Annotated in this window: 21 protein-coding genes and 1 pseudogene; 18 read left to right on the plus strand and 4 right to left on the minus strand. The window is 59.7% G+C overall.

The window, feature by feature from the left end; translation table 11 throughout:
• Window positions 1-157: 157 nt before the first annotated feature.
• The 3 genes from M516_RS25475 to M516_RS0106665 all read left to right on the plus strand — a co-directional run bounded on the left by M516_RS25475 (window position 158) and on the right by M516_RS0106665 (window position 4,019).
• Window positions 158-1,861: a hypothetical protein gene (locus tag M516_RS25475; RefSeq protein ID WP_051188119.1), complete on the plus strand. Its 1,704-nt coding sequence runs from the start codon at window positions 158-160 to the stop codon at window positions 1,859-1,861.
• Between the two features lie 207 nt (window positions 1,862-2,068).
• Window positions 2,069-2,755, plus strand: coding sequence for a response regulator transcription factor (locus tag M516_RS0106660; RefSeq protein WP_029098432.1), 687 nt, complete (start codon window positions 2,069-2,071; stop codon window positions 2,753-2,755).
• Complete coding sequence (locus M516_RS0106665) at window positions 2,748-4,019, plus strand: sensor histidine kinase (protein WP_029098433.1); 1,272 nt, start codon at window positions 2,748-2,750, stop codon at window positions 4,017-4,019. Before M516_RS0106660 ends, M516_RS0106665 begins: the two co-directional genes overlap by 8 nt.
• Before the next feature lie 58 nt (window positions 4,020-4,077).
• Here M516_RS0106665 and M516_RS24630 read toward each other — a convergent pair.
• The 3 genes and pseudogenes from M516_RS24630 to M516_RS0106680 form a co-directional block, all read right to left on the minus strand.
• Window positions 4,078-4,329: pseudogene (locus M516_RS24630) on the minus strand (SDR family oxidoreductase); the annotation flags it as partial.
• A gap of 245 nt (window positions 4,330-4,574) precedes the next feature.
• Window positions 4,575-4,808, minus strand: a complete 234-nt coding sequence (locus M516_RS0106675) for a sulfurtransferase TusA family protein (RefSeq protein ID WP_029098434.1) — start codon at window positions 4,806-4,808, stop codon at window positions 4,575-4,577.
• A 24-nt stretch (window positions 4,809-4,832) separates the two neighbouring features.
• The gene (locus M516_RS0106680; protein WP_029098435.1) at window positions 4,833-5,909 is read right to left on the minus strand and encodes a YeeE/YedE family protein; all 1,077 of its coding nucleotides are present in this window, start codon (window positions 5,907-5,909) and stop codon (window positions 4,833-4,835) included.
• Between the two features lie 337 nt (window positions 5,910-6,246).
• On the opposite strand from M516_RS0106680, the gene M516_RS0106685 reads away from it, so the two are divergent.
• From M516_RS0106685 to M516_RS0106710, 6 genes are all read left to right on the plus strand, one after another.
• Window positions 6,247-6,576, plus strand: a complete 330-nt coding sequence (locus tag M516_RS0106685; RefSeq protein ID WP_029098436.1) for a CidA/LrgA family protein — start codon at window positions 6,247-6,249, stop codon at window positions 6,574-6,576.
• Window positions 6,563-7,252 (plus strand): LrgB family protein, encoded by a 690-nt coding sequence (locus M516_RS0106690; protein ID WP_029098437.1) that lies wholly within the window; start codon window positions 6,563-6,565, stop codon window positions 7,250-7,252. Before M516_RS0106685 ends, M516_RS0106690 begins: the two co-directional genes overlap by 14 nt.
• A gap of 27 nt (window positions 7,253-7,279) precedes the next feature.
• Complete coding sequence (locus M516_RS0106695; protein ID WP_193746947.1) at window positions 7,280-7,516, plus strand: HPr family phosphocarrier protein; 237 nt, start codon at window positions 7,280-7,282, stop codon at window positions 7,514-7,516.
• A 197-nt stretch (window positions 7,517-7,713) separates the two neighbouring features.
• Window positions 7,714-8,172 (plus strand): tripartite tricarboxylate transporter TctB family protein, encoded by a 459-nt coding sequence (locus tag M516_RS0106700; protein WP_029098439.1) that lies wholly within the window; start codon window positions 7,714-7,716, stop codon window positions 8,170-8,172.
• A gap of 15 nt (window positions 8,173-8,187) precedes the next feature.
• Entirely contained in the window at window positions 8,188-9,705 is a 1,518-nt protein-coding gene (locus tag M516_RS0106705; protein ID WP_029098440.1) for a tripartite tricarboxylate transporter permease, read from the plus strand.
• A 35-nt stretch (window positions 9,706-9,740) separates the two neighbouring features.
• The gene (locus M516_RS0106710; RefSeq protein WP_029098441.1) at window positions 9,741-10,781 is read left to right on the plus strand and encodes a tripartite tricarboxylate transporter substrate binding protein; all 1,041 of its coding nucleotides are present in this window, start codon (window positions 9,741-9,743) and stop codon (window positions 10,779-10,781) included.
• Window positions 10,782-10,851: 70 nt separating this feature from the next.
• On the opposite strand, the gene M516_RS25150 is transcribed toward M516_RS0106710, so the two are convergent.
• Window positions 10,852-11,028, minus strand: coding sequence for a GNAT family N-acetyltransferase (locus tag M516_RS25150; RefSeq protein ID WP_255309684.1), 177 nt, complete (start codon window positions 11,026-11,028; stop codon window positions 10,852-10,854).
• Window positions 11,029-11,274: 246 nt separating this feature from the next.
• On the opposite strand from M516_RS25150, the gene M516_RS22905 reads away from it, so the two are divergent.
• The 9 genes from M516_RS22905 to ssuC all read left to right on the plus strand — a co-directional run bounded on the left by M516_RS22905 (window position 11,275) and on the right by ssuC (window position 20,684).
• Entirely contained in the window at window positions 11,275-12,045 is a 771-nt protein-coding gene (locus M516_RS22905; protein ID WP_051188120.1) for a methionine ABC transporter ATP-binding protein, read from the plus strand.
• Window positions 12,038-12,700, plus strand: coding sequence for a methionine ABC transporter permease (locus tag M516_RS0106720; protein ID WP_029098442.1), 663 nt, complete (start codon window positions 12,038-12,040; stop codon window positions 12,698-12,700). Before M516_RS22905 ends, M516_RS0106720 begins: the two co-directional genes overlap by 8 nt.
• An 11-nt stretch (window positions 12,701-12,711) precedes the next feature.
• Window positions 12,712-13,536 carry a MetQ/NlpA family ABC transporter substrate-binding protein gene (locus M516_RS0106725; RefSeq protein ID WP_029098443.1) on the plus strand — a complete coding sequence of 275 codons (825 nt, stop codon included), beginning with the start codon at window positions 12,712-12,714 and terminating at the stop codon, window positions 13,534-13,536.
• A complete protein-coding gene (locus M516_RS22910; RefSeq protein ID WP_035289035.1) occupies window positions 13,533-15,017 on the plus strand; it encodes a 4-hydroxyphenylacetate 3-hydroxylase family protein in 1,485 nt (494 codons plus the stop codon). Before M516_RS0106725 ends, M516_RS22910 begins: the two co-directional genes overlap by 4 nt.
• Window positions 15,018-15,119: 102 nt before the next feature.
• Entirely contained in the window at window positions 15,120-16,445 is a 1,326-nt protein-coding gene (locus M516_RS22915; RefSeq protein ID WP_238550923.1) for a 4-hydroxyphenylacetate 3-hydroxylase family protein, read from the plus strand.
• Complete coding sequence (locus M516_RS0106740) at window positions 16,442-17,497, plus strand: LLM class flavin-dependent oxidoreductase (RefSeq protein WP_029098444.1); 1,056 nt, start codon at window positions 16,442-16,444, stop codon at window positions 17,495-17,497. Before M516_RS22915 ends, M516_RS0106740 begins: the two co-directional genes overlap by 4 nt.
• 179 nt (window positions 17,498-17,676) lie before the next feature.
• A complete protein-coding gene (locus M516_RS0106745; protein ID WP_238550924.1) occupies window positions 17,677-18,702 on the plus strand; it encodes a sulfonate ABC transporter substrate-binding protein in 1,026 nt (341 codons plus the stop codon).
• A gap of 17 nt (window positions 18,703-18,719) precedes the next feature.
• Entirely contained in the window at window positions 18,720-19,871 is a 1,152-nt protein-coding gene (gene ssuD, locus M516_RS0106750; protein ID WP_029098446.1) for an FMNH2-dependent alkanesulfonate monooxygenase, read from the plus strand.
• A gap of 30 nt (window positions 19,872-19,901) precedes the next feature.
• Window positions 19,902-20,684: an aliphatic sulfonate ABC transporter permease SsuC gene (gene ssuC / locus M516_RS0106755; protein WP_035289038.1), complete on the plus strand. Its 783-nt coding sequence runs from the start codon at window positions 19,902-19,904 to the stop codon at window positions 20,682-20,684.
• The last annotated feature ends 3 nt before the right edge of the window (window positions 20,685-20,687 follow it).

The following is a 20,687-nucleotide window of genomic DNA, read 5'->3' on the forward strand; positions in this document are numbered from 1 at the left end:
AGCGGGTTCTCTTTTTGCATGCGTTCCCCCGACACACAACTCTTCCACGATCATTCCTACAGTTTTCCACAGTTCTCAAAGGCGAATCAAAAATTGAGACTCTACACTAAAGCTGTACCTAGGTACAAGTCCAAAATGATGGAAAGGGTGAAGCAGCATGTTCAGCAAAGCAAAAATCGGGATGCTCTTGGGAGCAATGGCTACGGCGTTGAGCGTCGGCAGTATCGGAAGCGTCTACGCCGCGGCCGACAATCAGCCGTCTGCGGAACAAAGCGTCAAGATCGAACGGCAGGGCTGGTTCAAAGTGGGGAAACCCGGAGAAGGAAAAGTGATTGTGAAAGGGCCGTCCCTCTGGGAAAACGCCGATCTGCTGGCGCTGCTGAAGCTGGATGAAGAGAAACTGCAAAGCGAACTGAAAGCCGGCAAGTCCCTGGCCGACGTGGCCGAGGAGCAGGGCGTTTCCACGGATGAGCTGGTCAGCCTCCTGACCAAGCAGGAGGAAGAACACCTGGCAGCGGCGGTGAAAGAAGGCAAGCTGACGCAGGAGCAGGCTGACAAGCTGAAGGAGACCATTTCCGAGCGGGTGCAGCACATTGTGGAAGACACCCATCTGGGAAAAGGCTTCGGGAAGTTCTTCGTAAAGTTCCCGGGATTCGGCAGCAATGAAGAACTGCTGGCGCTGCTGAAGCTGGATGAAGAAAAGCTGCAAAGCGAGCTGAAAGCCGGCAAGTCGCTGGCTGAAATCGCCAAGGCCCAGGGCGTTTCCACGGATGAGCTGGTCAGCCTCTTGACCAAGCAGGAGGAAGAACACCTGGCAGCGGCGGTGAAAGAAGGCAAGCTGACGCAGGAGCAGGCGGACAAGCTGAAGGAGACCATTTCCGAGCGGGTGCAGCACATTGTGGAAGACACCCATCTGGGAAAAGGCTTAGGGAAGTTCTTCGTAAAGTTCCCGGGATTCGGCAGCAATGAAGAACTGCTGGCGCTGCTGAAGCTGGATGAAGAAAAGCTGCAAAGCGAGCTGAAAGCCGGCAAGTCGCTGGCTGAAATCGCCAAGGCCCAGGGCGTTTCCACGGATGAGCTGGTCAGCCTCTTGACCAAGCAGGAGGAAGAACACCTGGCAGCGGCGGTGAAAGAAGGCAAGCTGACGCAGGAGCAGGCGGACAAGCTGAAGGAGACCATTTCCGAGCGGGTGCAGCACATTGTGGAAGACACCCATCCGGGAAAAGGCTTTGGGAAGTTCTTCGTAAAGTTCCCGGGATTCGGCAGCAATGAAGAACTGCTGGCGCTGCTGAAGCTGGATGAAGAAAAGCTGCAAAGCGAGCTGAAAGCCGGCAAGTCGCTGGCTGAAATCGCCAAGGCGCAGGGCGTTTCTACGGATGAGCTGGTCAGCCTCTTGACCAAGCAGGAGGAAGAACACCTGGCAGCGGCGGTGAAAGAAGGCAAGCTGACGCAGGAGCAGGCTGACAAGCTGAAGGAGACCATTTCCGAGCGGGTGCAGCATCTTGTGGAAGACACCCATCCGGGAAAAGGCTTCGGGAAGTTCATCGTAAAGTTCCCGGGTTTCGGCAGCAATGAAGAACTGCTGGCGCTGCTGAAGCTGGATGAAGAAAAGCTGCAAAGCGAGCTGAAAGCCGGCAAGTCGCTGGCTGAAATCGCCAAGGCCCAGGGCGTTTCCACGGATGAGCTGGTCAGCCTCTTGACCAAGCAGCAGGAAGAACGCCTGGCAGCGGCGGTGAAAGAAGGCAAGCTGACGCAGGAGCAGGCGGACAAGCGAAAAGAAGAGATCGAGAACGTGGTGAAAAAGCTGATCGAGCGGACCTTTCCCGCCGGTCACGCCGAAAAGACCGTGGTAGAACCGTAATTTCTGAAACGGGAGAAAAGAGGGCAGGTGAGCGATCACCTGCCTTTTTCAAATCTGTTTCAAAAAAACGGATGGTTTACTAATAGAATGGGAGAGTACGGTCACAAGCACAATTGGTGTAGTATAGATGAAAAAGGAAATGCGCTCCCTCCCGGCGTCTCCCGGAGGCAGACGGGAGGGGGATTGGAGCAGGAAAGAGGGATGGGTATGCGAATTCTCGCAGTAGAGGATGAGCGTCATTTGCTTCAGGCGATTTCCGCCGTGTTCACGGAAGAAGGGTACCAGGTTGACTGTGCCGACAGGGGAGATGAAGGTCTGCTGCTGGCGGAACGAGGCATTTACGACCTGCTGGTGCTGGATATCATGATGCCCGGATTGGACGGCTTGTCGATCGTCAGAAAGCTGCGGTCAAAAGGTAATCTGACGCCGGTTTTGTTCCTGACCGCCAAAGACAGCGTGGAAGCCCGGGTCGAAGGATTGGACGCCGGAGCCGACGACTACCTGGTCAAACCGTTCGCGGTGGAAGAACTGTTGGCGAGAACGAGAGCGCTGCTGCGGCGAAACGGCAAGTTCGCCAAGGAAGGCGAACTGAGCTACGGCCCGATTTGTCTGAAGGAGTACGAGCACGACGGGTATGTGGGTCCCCATCCGCTGCGGTTAACCAGCAAGGAGTACGATCTGCTCAAGTATTTTCTCTACAACCGGGAACAGATTTTGTCCCGCGACCAGATTTTCGACCGGGTCTGGGGGATCGAATCCGAGGTCAACTACGGCATTGTGGACCTGTATGTCCATTACCTGCGCAAAAAACTGGCCGATCACGGGTGCGACCACTATATCCGCACGATTCGAAACGTCGGCTACATCCTGAAGGGGAACAAGGAACATGTTTAGAAAGACGCGGATCCGCCTGGTCACGCTGAACGTGATCGTGTTCGTCCTGCTGCTGAACGGCCTGGGGAGCGCGCTGTACGTCTCCATGCAGTATCGGCTGTATGCCCAGGTGGATGCAGAATTGCGGCAGATCGGAAAACGCCTGCTGTTCGATCCGTTCCCGTTTTTTCGGCCCGAGAAAAAGCGGATGCTCGACGTGGACAGGCGGATGGTCTTCCTGCTCTGGGACGATCGGGGAGAGCTCATTCGCAAGGAATACGGCGACTCCATCGACGCGGAAGAACTGCTCACATTCCGGCCGAGAGGAGGGGCGGACGGCATCGAAACCTTGACGGTGGACGGGCAGACCTATCGCGTCTACACCTTGTCCATCGATAAGCGGGTGTTCGCGGACGGTCGGGTGTGGAAAGTGAAACAGATCCAGATGGTGGTCAACCTGGAACCGGAAGAAAAAATGCTGAACACCCTCCTGTACGTGTTGGGGATCGGCGGTGTGGTCAGCATCGTGATCGCTGTCTTTGCGGGACTGTTCCTCGCGAAAAGGGCGCTGATTCCCATTCAACTGTCCTGGGAGAAGCAGCAGCGATTCATCGCGGACGCCTCCCATGAGCTGCGCACGCCGCTGTCGGTCATTCTCCTTCACCTCGAACGGCTGTTCCGCAATCCCGACCATACGATCGAGCAGGAAAGCGAAAACATTTGGGTGAGCATTCAGGAGACGAAGCGGTTAAACAAGCTGGTCTCCGATTTGCTGACCCTGGCCCGCTCCGATTCCAACGAGCTGCAGATTATGAAGCGGCGCGTACGGCTGGATGAGCTGGCGGGGAAAGCGGTGCAGTCCTTTCAGCAGCTTGCGGAGCTGAAGGAGATTGACGTGCAGGCGGACATCGAGCAGCCGCTGGAAATCTGGGGAGATGAGGAGCGGCTGTACCAACTGCTGGTGATTCTCCTGGACAACGCCTTGAAATACACGAAAGAAATAGGGACGATCAAGGTCACGTGCAGACGGGACAGTCATTGGGTTACGATGGTCGTGGCCGATACCGGCATCGGCATTTCCAAGGAGGACCTGCCCTTCATCTTCGACCGGTTTTACCGCGGGGACAAAATGCGTTCCCGGGAGATGGAAGGAACCGGCTTGGGCCTGTCCATCGCGAAGTGGATTGTGGATGCCCACGGCGGCCGGATTCGCGTGGAAAGCGAGGAGGGCGTGGGGTCCAGCTTTACCGTCACGCTGCCCGCCCGGGGCAAGGACGCGGGCTGATTCCGCTTCATGGCGGTCCCGGGGGAGCGAACCAAGAAAAAACGGCTGCCGAAACCGGTCAGCCGTTTACCATTTCTCCCCCGTTCACATGGATGAACTGGCCGGTGATGTAGGAGGCGTCGTCGGAAGCCAAAAAGACGTAGGCCGGTCCCACTTCCGCCGGCTGACCGGGCCGCTTCATGGGCGTGTTGCCTCCGAAAACAGCGACCTGATCGGCGCGAAACGTGGACGGTATGAGCGGTGTCCAGATCGGCCCCGGCGCTACACCATTGACACGGATGCCCCGCTCGGCCAGGTTGGCGGAAAGGTTTCCCCTTCAATTTTCCGCTCGCTTTATAATGAGGGGCGACGGTTACGGGACGCGGCGTCATTTCGCTCTCGATCCCAGGCTGTTGATCCTGATGCTGCGGGGGTAACGTCTGTTTCTGGGGGATTGATGACACGTGTACAGGTCCTCCTTCTCACGTCATTTTCCTTAGTTTGGTAATCGGTGGAAAAAGTATGCGTTGGCCGGCGGGCCGGGGAGCGAGGGAGAAAAGAAGAGGGGCGGCAGGTTCACCCTGCCGCCCCTTTGCGAATGGTAATTTGCCATTGGGCATCGCCCGTCTGTTCAAAGGAAACCACCTGATGCCCATGCTTGACTGCCCACCGGGGCAGGCTTTCTGTCGCCTGCGTGCAGTCGAAATCAATAACCAGCTCTTGTCCCGGCGACAACTCCCGCATCGCTTGTTCCGCCTCCACCAGCGGGAAGGGACAAACCATGCCGATGACCTGCAAGTGTTTTTTCATCCGGATTCTTCCTTTCAGCGTTGGTTACATGGACAGGGGTGCGGTTTGGCCGGGGGCAGCCCCCGCGGTTTCTTTTCGCCGTCCCCGCATAATGACGACGTAGGTCGCGGACCAGGTGCCCGCGATGATGAACAAGGTGGCGACCCACCCCTGCCAGGTGAACAGCGAGGTGTTGACCAGGCCGTTGCCGATCGTGCAGCCGCCGGCGATGCTGGCGCCGAATCCCATCAGCAGACCGCCGACGAAATTGTGGCGAATCGTCTTGACATCAGGCAGGCGCCAGCGGAATTCGCCGCTCCCTTTGGCCGCGATGTAAGAACCCAGCGCGATGCCGAGTACGAGAAAGACCGCCCAGTCCAGGTAGGTGGCGTCCCCGGTCGTGATGTAGCGCAGCAGATTGCCGCTGGGCGTCGTGATGCCCAGGCCAAACATCCGTCCGGTCGCCTCGCTCATGGGCCAAGCCGCGATCGCGATGATCCCGACGAGCAGCGCGGTGACAAACGGGTGCCAGCGCTTTTCAAACAACAGGTGGGCAAGCCCCGATTTTCGCGGCTTCAGCGTCGGGACGACCAGCGCAGGCTGGCGCAAATGCCGCCACACGATCAGGGAGACCAGAGCGGCAAACAGGAGAATCAACACCCAGGGGGAGATCCCCAGGGTCGTATAGATGAACGCATCGCCGCCCTTGTGCCGGGTCAGGGCATCGTGGGCCGGTTTCAGGACGCCCGATTTCGTCGCCACGGTTCCCAGCATGTACGCGAACAGCGCGATCCAGCTACCCAGCAGCCCTTCGCCCGCGCGGTACCAGGTGCCTGTCGCGCACCCGCCGGCGAGCACGATCCCCCAGCCGAAAACAAATCCGCCGACAATGGCGCCGAGCCAGGTGAACGGGACGTCGGTCAGTTGAATCAGCCCGAGACCGGCAAGGGCGTAAACGCCGATGCTTTGCACGGCAATGGCGATCAAGACGGCGATGAACATGCGGTTGTCTTTCACCAGAATGACATCGCGATAGGCGCTGACCACACAAAATCGTCCCCGCTGCAGGACAAATCCGAGAACGATTCCGCAGAGCAGCCCCAAGCCTATTTTTGCAAACATGTCCATCCTCTCCAAAGATGCAAGTTAAATTTTTTTATCATTATAAGACCGATAAATCCGATGTGTCAACTTACCATTAAAGGGTCCGGATGAATGTTTTGTCACATTCATGTAATAAAAGCTAACAGAAAAGAATGTATGATCGTGAGTATCTGGAGATATTTGGGGATAAACGGAGAGAATGCGTGCAAAATCGAGATGTAACCGCTTAGTTTGTGTTAGATAAACTGACATTGTTGTTGAGTTTCTCCGGCTGTTTTCTTTATAGTGAGATACAACACCGGAATGATGGGGGGGATGGAGCCTGAAACTGCTGCTTGAAGTCCTGGTCCTCTGCATGCTGTACGGGATTGCCGTCCTCGTCACCGATTTCTTCGCTCTTCCCGTGCCTCCGGTGCTGACGGGAATGGTGCTGTTTTTTCTCCTGCTTGTGACCGGCGTCCTGAAACCGGCGCACTTCGAACATTCCAGCGGCTTGTTTTACCGCCACATGGCGCTGTTTCTGGTTCCGTCGATCGTCGGCGTCATGAAGTACTGGGGCATCTTGAGACAGCAGGGGTGGGCGTTGTTTTTGATCATTGTCGTCAGTACGATTTTCGTTCTGATCACGACGGCATGGGTCGCCATGCTGTGCAAACAGGGAGGGAAGCAAAATGACGGCGGATAGCGGAATGGTGTGGTTGTTGATTCTGACGGTGGGCGCGTATGTCATCGGGTGTCGGGTGAATCAGAAGGTCGGCCGCGTGTGGAGCAGCCCCATTTTGATGAGTCCGCTGCTGATCATCGCGGTCTTGTCGGCCACCCGCACGGACTATGCCGCGTACCAAACGTCTACGCATCTCCTCACCTTTTTGCTGGGGCCGGCCCAGATGGCCATGGTCATCCCGCTCTACAAACATGCCGACGTGTTCCTCCGCCATCTCCGCCCGATCCTGACAGGCGTCTCTGTCGGCTCCTGTGCCGGCGTGGCCTCTGTCATCGGGATCGCCTATCTCTTTCAGCTAAGCCACCCGACCATCGTTTCCCTGGCGCCCAAATCCATTACCACCCCGATGGCGGTTTCCGTTTCTCATCTGCTGGGCGGATTGCCGGAGCTGACCGCCTTGTTTGTCACCATGACCGGGCTGTCGGGGATACTGATCGGCCCTGTGATCCTTCGCTGGGCGGGCATTACCAACAACCTGGTGAAAGGGTTGGCGATGGGAACCGCCGCCTCGATGGTGGGAGCAGCCCGGGCCGCCCAGTGGGGAGAGCCGGAGGGAGCCATGGGCGTGTTGGGGATGACGCTTTCCGCGGTGTTCATGGCTGTCCTGGCGCCGGAGCTGTTGTGGGTGTTGGACTGACTGTTTGGGGGAGAGTGGGGGATGCATATGAAAAAGCGATTGTCGATTACCTTGCGGCGGGCTCTGGAGCCTGAGCGCATGAGAAACATCGTGGCGAGTTACATCTTGATTGAGCATCAAAATGTGCAGATCAATGCGAAAAGCCGGTTGAGCACGTTTGGTTTTTTTGGGGCGAAACAAGGGGAAACCATCGTGATCAGCGCGGCGGGAGCGGATGCCGAAGAGGCGTTGGAAGATTTGCGCTCGTTTCTGGCTGCCGAATGAGCGTGTCAGCGTGATGCCGCTGGTGGAAACGAATCGGGATGGCAAGAAATCCGGGGGGTACGGCCACCTCGGATTTTGTTGTGCTCCGGCACACAATGGGCACCTGTGCCATAGGCTGTGGTATGACTTGCGGGCGTCGCTGACACGCGGTGCAGAGACGCGCGGCAAGAAGGGCTTCCGCATGGCGAGGTGATGACGTGAGACTTCCGCACAACGTACCTGACTTCCTGGGGGCCGTTTTGTCCATCGCGGCGGGCGTTTTGGTCAGTCTGGAGGCGTATCGGCTGCGGGCCTATTCCCTGTCCCGATATGTAGGCGATCATACGCTGCCAGCCATTCTGGGGCTTGTGTTTGTGCTGTTGGGGGCGGCCCTGCTGGTTCACTCGTTCCGGAATGAGGAGCGGGCCAAGGCACCGCCGTCGCCGCACCGAACGAGCCTGCTCCTCTGCCTGGCTCTATTGGGGGCGTACTGCCTCTTGATTGACATCGTCGGCTACCTGACGGCGACGCTGATCGTGTCGGCGTTTCTTTTCCGCGTCGTCGGAAGGTACGGATGGGGGACGGCCATCGTGTTGGCCGCCGTCCTGACAGGATGTCTGTACGTGGTTTTCATCATGTGGCTGCAGATTTCGTTTCCAACCGGATTCTTTCTGTGAAAGGGACGCGGTATCATGGACACCTTACACCTTCTGTTGGCAGGCTTCGCGCAGGCCATCACGCCGGAAAACCTGCTGATGGCCGCACTCGGCGCACTGGTCGGCACCTTTGTGGGTGTGCTGCCCGGGTTGGGGCCCACGTCGGCCATCTCCATCCTGCTTCCCGTCACCGCCGTGCTGGAACCGACGCAGGGGATCATCATGCTGGCCGGCATCTACTACGGCGCCATGTACGGCGGATCGACCACGGCGATCCTCCTGAACATCCCCGGGGAGATTTCGTCGGTCCCCACGTGTTTGGACGGCTATCCGCTGGCGAAGAAAGGAAAAGGGGGGCCGGCCCTCGGCATATCGGCCATCGCCTCCTTTGCGGCCGGCATCCTGGGCGTTGTCGGATTGGTCTGTTTTGCGCCCATCCTGGCGGACCAGGCGCTGAAGTTTGGTCCTCCCGAATACTTTGCCCTGATGATCCTGGCGCTGACGCTGATGGTCAGCTTGTCGGGCGGTTCCCTGATCAAGGCGTTTTTGATGGGGGCCTTCGGGTATACGCTGTCGCTGGTGGGACTGGGGCCGTCTTCCGGGATGCCCCGGTTTGATTACGGCATCCCCCTGCTGGACGGCGGGTTTGACATGATCAGCATCATCATCGGCCTGTTTGCCATTGCCGAAGTGCTGAAGGGGATCGGGGAAAAGCGGCTCGCCACCGTCATCGGCGCACCGGGAAACGTCTACCCGTCGAAAAGCGATTGGAAAAAGAGCGCCGCGCCCACGATCAGAGGGGGGCTGGTCGGGTTTTTTCTCGGGCTGCTGCCGGGCTGTTCCGCCGCGATCACCTCGTTTCTCGCCTACGATCTGGAGAAAAAGGTGTCGAAGCATCCGGAACAGTTCGGCAAGGGAGCGATCGAGGGCGTGGCCGCGCCGGAAGCGGCCAACAACGCCACCAGCAGCGCCGGATTCATTCCCCTGTTTTCCCTGGGCATTCCCTCTTCCCCGCCGCTGGCCATCCTGCTGGCCGGGTTCATGATCTACGGCTTGACGCCCGGTCCCGTGCTGTTTGAGCAGCACCCGGCATTTGTCTGGACGGTCATCGCGTCCATGTTCGTCGGCAATGCGATGCTGCTGGTGCTCAATCTGCCGCTGGTCTGGGTGTGGGTCAAACTGACGAAGGTCCCGTACGGCATCATGGCGCCCGTCATCCTGATGTTTTGCACCATCGGGGCTTACAGCGTGCGAAACAGCCTGTTTGACGTGGCGGTGGCCTTCGCGTTCGGCGGGCTGGGCTACCTGTTTTATACCTACCGCTGGCCGGTCGTGCCGCTGGTTCTGTGTTTTATTCTCGGACCGCTGCTGGAGGAGTCGTTCATCCAGACGATGGTCATGTCTTCCGGCGATGTGGCGATCGTGCTGCAGCGACCCATCTCGCTGGTCATCCTGTTGGCGGCGGCCGCCCTGATGCTGGTGTCCCTCGCGCTCAACAGGCGGACGCAAAAGCGGGTGCGGGAAGAGCGGCAGCGCGGCGCGGACGTGGCCTAGCATCACGGAGATCAGCATGTACAGGAGGAGTGTTTTTGAAAGCGTATGTGAAATGGATCGGCGGGATCGTCTCCTGCCTGGCGGCCGCGGCGGTGACGGCCTGCGGGGTGGGCGTCGCCCAACCGGCCGCGGGCTCTGAAACGCAGGCCTCCGCCAGCCAGGCGGCTCCCGCCTATCCCGACAGACAGATCGAGTACGTGGTTCCCTATTCCGCCGGGGGCGGGGTGGATCTGGTTGCCCGGGCCGCGGCGGATTATTTGAGCAAAGAGTGGGGTCAGCCGGTCGTCGTCGTCAACAAACCGGGGGGCGGCGGCACGGTCGGGGCGCAGTACGCCTTGAAACAGGCGAAAAACGACGGCTACACGGCGCTCGCCGTCAACGTTTCCAACACGTCCATGCTGTCGGCGGGGATGAAACAGCCCCTGATCACCAACGCGGACCAGATTTACGCCGCCCGGATCGGAAAAGGGACGCTGGCGTTCGCCGTCAAGGCGGATGCGCCGTGGAAGGACTTCGCCGAGTTCTCGCAATGGGTAAAACAGCACCCGGAACAGTTGACCTGGACCTCCGTCGGACCTGCCGGCTTTTCCGCATTCGGCGTGGCGGAATGGATGGACGCCATCGGGGCCGATTTTTCCAAGACCCGGATGATCGTGACGAAGGGCGCGTCCGACTCGCTCCCGAAGGTGGCGGGAGGACACGCGATCCTCGCCGTCCACACCGTCGGAGAGATCAATCCCATGCTCCAGGCGAAGAAAGTGAAAATCCTCGCGGTGTCCGGCGACGAGCGAAGCCCGTTTCTGCCCGACGTACCCACCGCGGAAGAGCAGGGAGTGAAGGGGCTGACCGTTTTCTGGTGGACCGGCGTCTCCTTTCCGAAAGGGACGCCCGTCTACGTGATCAACAAGTGGGAAGAAGCCGTGGCGAAAATGGTGAACGACCCCGCATTTGTGAAAAAGCTGCACGACATGCAGGTGGAGCCGGACTATGCCGACTCGGCCCGGTTTACGCAGGATGTGCAGAAGGAAACCGGGTATTACGTCGAGCTGGCCGAAAAGCGCAGCATGCGAAAATGACGATGTACGAAAAAGCTGCTGTTTCCTAGGAAACGGCGGCTTTGTTTGTGAAGATGCGTGACATGGTGATTCAATCCCCTTGCTGTCGGGCCGGCCTGCGCATTAGTTCTCTTCGTTCAAAACCGTACCGCTCGTAGAGGCCGTGGGCATCCCGGGTACCCAGCGCCATGTTGGTATGGCGGACGGCCGGGTGTTCGAGCAGATACTGCATCAGCCATTTGCCCAGTCCCTTTCCCCGAAAATCAATTCATACTTGACAGGTATGAATTGTTGGATTAATCTTTATCATACATCCCCCACCCGAGTGAAACCAAATAAATCGCTGATCAGTCAACTGAAGGCTCTTTCTGCTTGCCCGGCGGCAGGCGGCGGGAGCCTTTTGCATTTCCCATCCCATCAGGTCCGACCGGACGACCGGAGGCTTCCTCGTCTGCCCTCTGCGGCACGTTGAAGGAGGCCTCTTTTTTATCAGACAAGGAGAGGAGGAAGCACGGTGATTCGTCTGGAGAATGTCGCGAAGACGTATCAAACCCCTGCCGGCCCGTACCAGGCGCTGGCACCCGTCAGCCTGGAAGTGCGGGAGGGGGATGTGTACGGCATTATCGGCTACAGCGGTGCCGGAAAGTCGACCCTGCTCAGGATCATGAATCTGCTGGAGAGGCCTACAGCCGGGCGCGTGTTTGTGGAAGGGAAGGATTTGACCGCCCTTTCCCCCCGGGCGCTGCGGGAGGCCAGACACGCGATCGGAATGATTTTTCAGCACTTTCACCTGTTCAGCAATCGAACGGTAGCCGAAAACGTGGAGTTTGCCCTGGAAATCGCCAAGGCGGAAAAGGGGGACCGCGAGAAGCGGGTCCGCGAGCTGCTGGAATGGGTGGGGCTTGAGGACAAGGCGGACAGCTACCCGTCCCAGTTGAGCGGAGGCCAGAAACAGCGCGTCGCCATCGCCCGGGCCCTGGCCAACCGTCCCCGCATCCTGCTGTGCGACGAGCCCACGTCCGCCCTCGATCCCCGGACGACGCAGTCGATTCTCTCCCTGATCAGGGACATCAATCAGACATGGAAGGTGACCGTCGTCATCGTCACCCACGAGATGGACGTGGTCAAGCAGCTGTGCCATAAGGCAGCCGTGCTGGAAAACGGACACCTCGTCGAAGAACTGCCGATTCGGCACGCCCGGACGGCGCCAGCGTCCGCGCTGGGCAAACTGCTGTTTCAGGAAGCACCGGAACGGCTGTATCCAACGGAGGTGCTGAATGGCTGACAATCTGCTCGAACTGGCGCCGGAATTTTGGCTGGCGCTCGGACAGACGTTTACCATGGTCGGCATCTCCGTCGGGGCCGCCTTCCTGTTCGGAACGCCGTTGGGCGTCCTGCTGTTTCTCACGGACCGGGGGCAAATCCTGGAGCGGATCACGCTGCACCGTGCCATCAACTACCTGGTCAACACCGTCCGCTCCCTGCCGTTTGTCATCCTGCTCGTCGCGATCATCCCGCTGACGCGCCTGATCGTCGGGACGACGATCGGCCCCATCGCCGCGTCGGTTCCCCTCTCCCTGGCGGCCATTCCCTTTTTTGCGCGCCTGGTGGAACAATCCCTGCGGGAGCTTCCCAAAGGCGTGATCGAGGCGGCGGTCGCGATGGGCGCTTCGCCGGTGCAGCTCGTCTGGAAGGTGCTGCTCAACGAAGCGCGCGGCAGCATCGTCTCGGCGCTGACCGTCACGTCCATCAGCCTGCTGTCCTACTCCGCGATGGCCGGAACCGTTGGCGGCGGAGGGATCGGCGATTTGGCGATCCGCTTTGGCTACTACCGCTTTCAGACGGAAGTGATGGCGGCCACCGTCGTCCTGTTGATTCTGCTCGTACAGCTCATCCAGTTTGCGGGCAACCGGATCGCGCAGCGGCTGGATAAGAAATAAGGGGGTCTTCCATGAAGAAAATCACGCTGCTTCTGACGCTTGTCACCAGTCTGCTTTCCGCTCTGCTGGCGGGCTGCGGCTCATCCGCGGGCGGTCAGAAGGATTTGAAAATCGGCGCCACCGCCGGTCCGTACAGCGATCAACTGCGAAAAGGCATCAAGCCCCTGCTGGAGGAAAAGGGGTATCGGGTGACGATCGTCGAGTTTCAGGATTACGTTCAACCGAACACGGCGCTGTTGAGCGGCTCGATCGACGCCAACGTGTTCCAAAACACGGCGTATCTGGACAATTACATCAAGGAGCAGCAGGCCGATCTCACCGGGATCATCCCCATTCCCACGGTGCCCATGGGGGTGTATTCCAAAAAGCACCGCTCGCTGGATGACATCCGGGAAGGCACGCGCATCTCGCTGCCCAACGACCCGACGAACCAGGCGCGCGCGCTGGGCGTGCTGCAAACGCTGGGCCTGCTCAAACTTCGGCCCGATGCGGACGCGCTGCACGTCTCCGAAAAGGACATCGTGGAAAACCCCAAGCAGATCCAGATCGTGCCGCTGGAGGCCGCCCAGCTTCCCCGTTCCCTGGACGATGTGGATTACGCCGTCGTCAACGGAAACTTTGCCCTGGCCTCCGGGTGGAAGTTGAGCGATGCGCTCAAGCTGGAGCAAACGCCGAAACCGTACATCATCGTGCTGACCGTTCGCACGGCAGACAAAGACAAGCCGTTTGTAAAAGACCTCGTCGAGGCGTATCGGTCCCCATCGTTTGACGAATTGATCGACAGAGAGTTCCAAGGGTTCATCAAGCCCGAGTACGCAAAGGAGGTAGGCCAATGAGCACGCTGGGGCAGCGGTTTCTCGACAGCCTGCAGGACGGGCGGACCGTCTGGCTGGACGGCGAAAAGGTGGAGAACGTCTCGACCCATCCCGCCTTTCAAGGCACCCTGCACACCTTGACATCCCTTTTTCAGACGCTGGAAGACGACGGGACTCGCGAGCAGGTCGGATTTCGCAGTCCGCGGACGGGGGAGTACGTTCACGCCGCCTTTCTCGTGCCGCACACGCTGGCCGACCTGCAGAAGCGCACGGCGGCGTTTGCCCGCTGGGACCGACAAACGCACGGGGTGATGAGCCGCCTTTCCGAATACGCCCGTTCCCTGGTCACCGGGTGGTACGCGGCCCGGGACACCTATCAGAAGTTTGACGCGCATTTTTCCGAAAAAATCACCCGCTATTACGAACAAGCCCGCGACCATCACCGGTTTGTGACGACGGCGCTGTTGGACCCGCAGATCGACCGCTCCAAGGGACCGTCCGAACAGAAAGACCCGGATGCGGTTCTGCGCATCGTGAAAAAAACGGAAGACGGGGTGTTTTTGCGGGGGGCGAAAATGATTGCGACCGCCGCTCCGTATACGCACGACTTTCTCGTCTATCCGTTCCACCGCCTGCATGACGGCGATCTCGCCCATGCGCACATGATGATCGTTCCGGCCAACACGCCGGGGCTGCACATCGTCTGCCGCGAGTCGTTTGCTTCCAGCCAGCGGGACGCCCAGCCGCTCAGCGCCCGCTATGACGAGATGGACGCCGTTCTGCTGTTTGACGATGCGTTCGTTCCCTGGGAGCGCGTCTTTTTGCACGACAATCCCCAGGCGGTCTGGGAGCTCAGACTGGATGAGACGGCAAACGGGCTGGCCTACCACTCCACCGTGGTGCGGCTTCTGGTCAAGCTGGAATTTGTGGCGGGCGTCGCGTTTGCGATTGCCGAAGCGATCGGTGCCAACCACCATCTGCACGTGCAGGAAAAGCTGGGAGAACTGACGATTCAACTGGAGACGGTCAAGGCGCTGCTGGCTGCTTCGGAAACCCGGGGCAAGGCGGATCGGTACGGGACGTTCGTGCCGGACCTGACGCCGATCGAAACGGCGAGAAACCTGGGGCCCCGGTACTATCCGCGGGCGATTGAAATTCTGCAGCAAATCGGAGCGGGAGGGTTCATGCAGGTGCCGTCCCAGGCGGAGCGGCTCGCCGGGGAACTGGGCGGCCTGATCCAAAAATACTACCGCGGCGCAAACGTCGACGCCCAGGACCGGATCCGGCTGTTCCGGCTGGCCTGGGACCTGATCGGAAGCCCGCTGGGATCGCGGCACGAGCTGTACGAGCGCTTTTACCTCGGCGATCCCGTCAGGACGTACGCCGCGCAGTATCTGCGTTACGACAAGGAACGGTTTCAATCCCATCTGCGGGATTTCTGGAATCTGATTGCGGCCGAGGAGGGGAAGCAGGATGGGAGCGCGTCAACGGTATCTGTCTAGGCGAAACGACGGGAGAAGCGTCTGGCTGAACGGCCAGGTCGTACACGATCTGATATAGGCCACCCGGCGTTTGCGGGAACGATCGACACGATAGGGAAGCTGTTGGATCTGCAGGATGACCCGCACGTGGGGCCGTCGCTGACGTTTCGGTCTCCGGACACCGGGCAGCCGGTCAACCTGGCGTATCTGGTCCCGCGAAGCAGGGAGGAGCTGCTGCAAAAGCAGACGGCGTACGACATCTGGTCGGAACGGACATTTGGCATGATGAGCAGGCTGTCCGACTATTCCCGCTCCCTGCTGACCGGGTGGTACGCCAGCCGGCATGTGTTGGGGGGAGGGGATGGGCAGTTTGCCGAGAAAATCGAGCGGTATTACCGGGAGAGCCGCGATCAGGAGTGGTTCTCCACCACCGCGCTGCACGATCCGCAGGTAGACCGGTCGAAACGCTCTTCCCAGTTCGACGATCCGTACACCCATCTGCGCATTGTGCGGGAGACCGAAGACGGCATCGTCGTGCGCGGGGCCAAGATGATCGCCACCGGCGCTCCCTACGTGGACGAACTGCTGGTGTATCCGTATCACCGGCGCCCGCAGTCGGAGGAGCGGTACGCGACCATGTTTGCGATCCCGGCAGCGACGCCGGGGGTGCATATTGTCTGCCGGGAGTCGTTTGCGTCCGCGGAAAGAGAGGATCATCCGCTCAGCTCCCGGTTTGACGAGATGGATGCGGTGGTGGTCTTCGACGATGCGCTGATTCCGTGGGAGCGGGTCTTTATCAAAGACGATCCGGACGCGATCTGGGCCGTCCGACAAGATCCGGTCGCCGTCGCGCTGAGCCAACAGCCGACGGTGGTGCGGCTTTTGCACAAGCTCGAATTCGTCGCCGCCATCGGTCACGAGATGGCCGCAACCATCGGCGCCCAACACTATTTGCACGTGCAGGAAAAGCTGGGGGAGCTGATTGTCCAGGTGGAAACCGTGAGAGCGCTGCTGCTGGCCGCTCACGAACAGGCGAAGCCGAATCCGTCCGGGGTGTGGCTCCCGGCCGTCGAGCCGTTGACGACCGCGAGAAACCTCGGGTCCCGCTTTTACCCGCGCGCAATTGAAATCCTCCAGCAGATCGGAGCGGGCGGCTTTATGCAGGTGCCGTCATCGCTTGCGGAACGAAACGGGCCGCTCGGACCGTTTCTGGAAAAGTACTATCGCGGCGCGGAGGCGGACGCCGACACCCGCGTGAAACTGTTCAAGCTGGCCTGGGACCTGATCGGCAGTCCGCTTGCTTCCCGACATGAGCTGTACGAGCGCTTTTACTCCGGCGATCCCGTCCGCACCTATGCCAGCCAGTATCTGGGGTACGAAAAACAGGCGCTGACGGATGCCGTGTGGGCATTGGCAAAAGCAAACGGGAGGGGCGAAGGAAGCGTATGAGTGTGCAGGTGGCGATATGGGGAGCCAATATTTCCGGCGGGTTTCTGCGCTCGGAGGCCGAGCAGGAAAAAGACGGCAGCTTTGCATACAATCTCCGGCTGACGCAGTTTGCCGACGCGCTGGGAGTGGACGCGATCCTGTTCCCGACCCGCTATCTGGGAGGACTGGGTGGCGAAGACGGGTCGGATGGGCAGTTGGACTCGCTGTCGATCGTGGGGGCTCTGGCCGCCCATACCGAACGCATTCACTTTATTTCCGCCGTTCTGCCCGGTTTCGTTCCTCCCGTGACGCTGGCGAAAATGGGGGCGACGCTGGATGTGATCACGTCCGGCCGCTGGCACGTCAATCTCGTCAGCGGCTGGTTCCAGGGGGAGCAGGAGATGTTCGGCGTTCCCTGGATGAGTCACAGCGAGCGGTATCGGCGGTCGGAAGAATACCTCCAGGTGGTAAAAGGGCTGTGGCAGCACGAAGAGTTTTCCTTTCGCGGCGACTACTATCAGATTCACGCGGGAAGAATCCGGCCGTTTCCCGTGCAAAAGCCGTATCCGGCCATTTTCCAGGGCGGCAATTCGGAAGAGGCGCAGATCATGGCGGGGAAGCTGTCTGACTGGTATTTTATGAACGGCGCGCCGCTCGATGAACTGCAGCGGCAAATGAACCGGGTACGAGAGGTCGCCGCTCTTCACAACCGGCAGGTCCGGTTTGCCGTCAACGCCTTTGTGATCGCGCGCGAGACGGAGCGGGAAGCGCTTGAGGAATTTCAATACATCGTGGAGCGCGCCGATCTGACGGCGATCAACAAATTCAAGAACCATGCCCGGGGGGCTGCGGGAATGTGGTCCCGCGCCGCGGCAATCAGCGATTTTGTCGCCAACAACGAAGGGTTTCGCACCGGACTGGTGGGTTCGTATCAGCAGGTGCGGGAGAAAATCGACGAGCTGCACCGGGCGGGGATTGACATGATATTGACCGCGTTTCGCCATCCCCTGGATGAACTGGGGCCTTTTTTCGAGGAAGTGATGCGGGCGCAGAAGGGAAACGTCATGAGCTAAATTCATACTTGACAGGTAGGAATAATTGGAATAAACTGTACCGTAAGCAACCGATGCCGGGCACAAGAAAACCGAACATCGCGCAGCCGATCAGTCAACTGAAGGCTCCTGCCTGTTTGCTCTGATGCAAGCATGTGGGGGCTTTTTTTGATACCCACATCGGCGAGAGGAGGAAAACCGTGCTGACACACACAGATTCACGGGAAAACCTGCGGGCAGGAACCCGTGCTGCCGCCGTTTTTCTCGCAGGCCTGTTCCTGGTGGCTGCCTTTTTGACAGGCTGCTCCGGGGACAGCGGCGGAAGCGTGGGGCAGGCCGCCGCCAAAAAGGAAGAAACGGCGAAGGTCCTGCGCATTGGCTACCAGAAGGGGGATCCGCTGAACATCGTAAAAGAGCGCGGCACCCTGGAAAAACGATTGAAGGAACTGGGATACGACGTGACCTGGAACGTGTTTCCGGCCGGTCCTCCGCTGCTGGAAGCGCTGAGCTCGGGAAATCTTGACGTGGGCCGAACAGGCGATTCCCCTCCCGTGTTTGCCCAGGCGGCAGGCTCTTCCCTGGTGTACGTGGCCGCGGGCAAGGCAAAGTCCGCCGGCTCGGCGATCCTCGTCAAAAACGACTCCAGCATACGCACGCTGGCCGACTTGAAAGGGAAGAACATCGGCCTGGCGAAGGGCTCCAGCGCTCATTACCTGCTGGTGAAGGCGTTGGAAAAAGCAAACCTGCAGTACGGCGACGTGACCCTGTCGTTTTTGTCCCCTGCTGATGCCCGCATCGCGTTTGAGCAGGGGAAGATCGACGCGTGGGTGGTGTGGGACCCCTATTACGCCGACATCGAGAACGCCGGCGGGGTCCGGGTGCTGGTCAACGGCGAAGGTCTGGCGGAGGACCGCGATTTCTACCTCGCTTCCCAACGCTTTGCCGAGGAGCATTACGACATTGTCCAAGTCCTGCTCGAAGAAGTGGAGCACGCGAGCGCGTGGGCAAACGAACATCCCAAGGAAGTGGCCCAACTGCTTGCGCCGCTTTTGAAAATCGACGTGGCCGCGCTGGAGAAGGCGGCGGAACGAAGAGAGTACGGGCTGCAGCCGATCGATGACGCCATCGTGAAAGGGCAGCAGGAAATCGCCGATACGTTTTACGCCCTGAAGCTGATTCCGCAAAACATTTCCGTCCAAGAGGCGATCTATCGACCATCACGGTAAGAGAAAGGGAGAGGACTATGGAAGTCTTGTGGTTTTTGCCGACACACGGGGATGGCCGTTATCTGGGAACATCCGTCGGAGGACGTCCCATCACGTACAACTATTTGCGTCAAATCGCCCAGGCGGTGGATGAACTGGGGTTCAGCGGTGCCTTGCTGCCCACGGGACGGTCATGCGAGGACGCGTGGGTGGTGGCTTCTTCCCTGCTCGCGGCCACCCGGCAGATGAAGTTTCTCGTGGCGGTTCGGCCCGGGATTGTTTCTCCTGCGGCGGCAGCCCGCATGGCGGCCACCTTTGACCGCTTTTCCAACGGCCGCCTGTTAATCAACGTCGTGACGGGCGGCGACCCGGTCGAGCTGGCCGGGGACGGTCTCCACCTGCCCCATGATGACCGCTACGCATTGACGCATGAATTTCTCACCATTTGGCGCTCGCTGGTAAGAGGGGAACAGGTCAATTTTCAAGGCCAGTACCTGCATGTGAAAGAGGGGCGACTGCTGTTTCCCCCGTTCCAAAAACCGTATCCGCCGCTTTACTTTGGCGGTTCGTCCGATAAGGCGATCAAAGTGGCGGCCGAACATGTGGATGTGTATCTCACATGGGGAGAACCGCCGCAGCAGGTGGCGGAAAAAATCAGGAAGGTGCGCGCGCTGGCGGAAGCGCACGGGCGTACCGTCCGATTTGGCATCCGCCTGCACGTGATCGTCCGGGAAACGGAACGGGAAGCGTGGGACGCCGCCGAGCAGTTGATCAAGCACCTGGATGAGGAGACGATCCGCACGGCGCAGCAAGCGCTCGCCAACTACGACTCCGAAGGCCAAAAGCGGATGATTCGGCTGCACAACGGCAACCGCAGCGATCTGGAGATCAGCCCCAACCTGTGGGCCGGCATCGGTCTGGTCAGAGGCGGGGCGGGGACCGCGCTCGTGGGCGACCCGCAGACCGTCGCCGCCCGCATGCTGGAGTACGCCGAACTCGGCATCGAGACGTTTATCTTTTCCGGCTATCCCCACCTGGAAGAGGCATATCGGGTGGCCGAACTGCTATTCCCGCGTCTGCCCCTGGCGAACCGAACGGAGGCGCCGAACGCCCCCGCCGGTGAAGTCATCGGCAATTACCGCTTTCCCGCGAAAAAAGCCTTGTCCGAGAGCGGGATAGGCAATGGCTGACATCGTCTTTGGTTCGGGAGGAGACTCGCCATGCGATTTCCGTTGAAGAGCCGCGGCCTGGCGCACGCAATTCCCTGGAGCATTCCGATTCTGGTCATTCTCGTGTGGCAGGTGCTCGGCGACTGGGGGATCATCTCCACGCGCGTTCTGCCGACACCCGTCCATGTGCTGGAGGCGGCGGTGCAGCTGGTTCAGGACGGGGAACTGTTTGACTATACGGCGGCCAGTGCCAAGCGGGCTTTGATCGGCTTTTTGATCGGCGGCAGCCTCGGCTTTTTCCTGGGGCTGATCAACGGGGTGTTTCCCCCTGCCGAAAAGCTGCTGGACACATCGGTGCAGATGGTTCGCACGATTCCTCATTTGGCCTTGATCCCGCTGGTGATCCTGTGGTTCGGGATCGGAGAGGAAGCGAAACTGTTTCTCGTCGCGCTGGGTGTCTTGTTTCCCATTTACGTCAACACCTTTCACGGCATCCGGACGGTGGATCACGGTCTGATCGAAATGGGCAGGGTATACGGGCTGAGAGGATTCGCGCTGTTCTGGAACATCATTCTTCCGGGGGCGCTTCCCTCCATCCTGGTAGGGGTCCGCTACGCGCTCGGGGTCATGTGGATGTCGCTCATCGTGGCGGAGACGATCGCTTCCGATTCCGGCATCGGCTATATGGCCACCAATGCCCGTGAGTTCATGCAGATGGACGTCGTCGTGCTGAGCATACTCTTGTACGCGCTGTTGGGCAAATTGTCCGACGGCATCGCAAAGGCGATCGAAAGAAGGTGGCTGCAGTGGCATCCGAGCTACAGCAAGCAGTGATCC

This window comes from Brevibacillus thermoruber 423 (assembly GCF_000454065.1).
Lineage (GTDB): Bacteria > Bacillota > Bacilli > Brevibacillales > Brevibacillaceae > Brevibacillus > Brevibacillus thermoruber.

Excerpts from the sequence above, each read along its gene's own strand:
- M516_RS0106690 (WP_029098437.1), top strand. The coding sequence starts at position 6,563 with ATGACGGCGGATAGCGGAATGGTGTGGTTGTTGATTCTGACGGTGGGC.
- M516_RS0106660 (WP_029098432.1), top strand. The coding sequence starts at position 2,069 with ATGCGAATTCTCGCAGTAGAGGATGAGCGTCATTTGCTTCAGGCGATT.
- M516_RS22910 (WP_035289035.1), top strand. The coding sequence starts at position 13,533 with ATGAGCACGCTGGGGCAGCGGTTTCTCGACAGCCTGCAGGACGGGCGG.
- M516_RS0106675 (WP_029098434.1), bottom strand. The coding sequence starts at position 4,808 with ATGAAAAAACACTTGCAGGTCATCGGCATGGTTTGTCCCTTCCCGCTG.
- ssuD (WP_029098446.1), top strand. The coding sequence starts at position 18,720 with ATGGAAGTCTTGTGGTTTTTGCCGACACACGGGGATGGCCGTTATCTG.
- M516_RS25475 (WP_051188119.1), top strand. The coding sequence starts at position 158 with ATGTTCAGCAAAGCAAAAATCGGGATGCTCTTGGGAGCAATGGCTACG.
- M516_RS0106725 (WP_029098443.1), top strand. The coding sequence starts at position 12,712 with ATGAAGAAAATCACGCTGCTTCTGACGCTTGTCACCAGTCTGCTTTCC.
- M516_RS0106695 (WP_193746947.1), top strand. The coding sequence starts at position 7,280 with ATGAAAAAGCGATTGTCGATTACCTTGCGGCGGGCTCTGGAGCCTGAG.
- M516_RS0106665 (WP_029098433.1), top strand. The coding sequence starts at position 2,748 with ATGTTTAGAAAGACGCGGATCCGCCTGGTCACGCTGAACGTGATCGTG.
- M516_RS0106685 (WP_029098436.1), top strand. The coding sequence starts at position 6,247 with ATGCTGTACGGGATTGCCGTCCTCGTCACCGATTTCTTCGCTCTTCCC.
- M516_RS0106720 (WP_029098442.1), top strand. The coding sequence starts at position 12,038 with ATGGCTGACAATCTGCTCGAACTGGCGCCGGAATTTTGGCTGGCGCTC.
- M516_RS0106740 (WP_029098444.1), top strand. The coding sequence starts at position 16,442 with ATGAGTGTGCAGGTGGCGATATGGGGAGCCAATATTTCCGGCGGGTTT.
- M516_RS0106680 (WP_029098435.1), bottom strand. The coding sequence starts at position 5,909 with ATGTTTGCAAAAATAGGCTTGGGGCTGCTCTGCGGAATCGTTCTCGGA.
- ssuC (WP_035289038.1), top strand. The coding sequence starts at position 19,902 with ATGCGATTTCCGTTGAAGAGCCGCGGCCTGGCGCACGCAATTCCCTGG.
- M516_RS0106705 (WP_029098440.1), top strand. The coding sequence starts at position 8,188 with ATGGACACCTTACACCTTCTGTTGGCAGGCTTCGCGCAGGCCATCACG.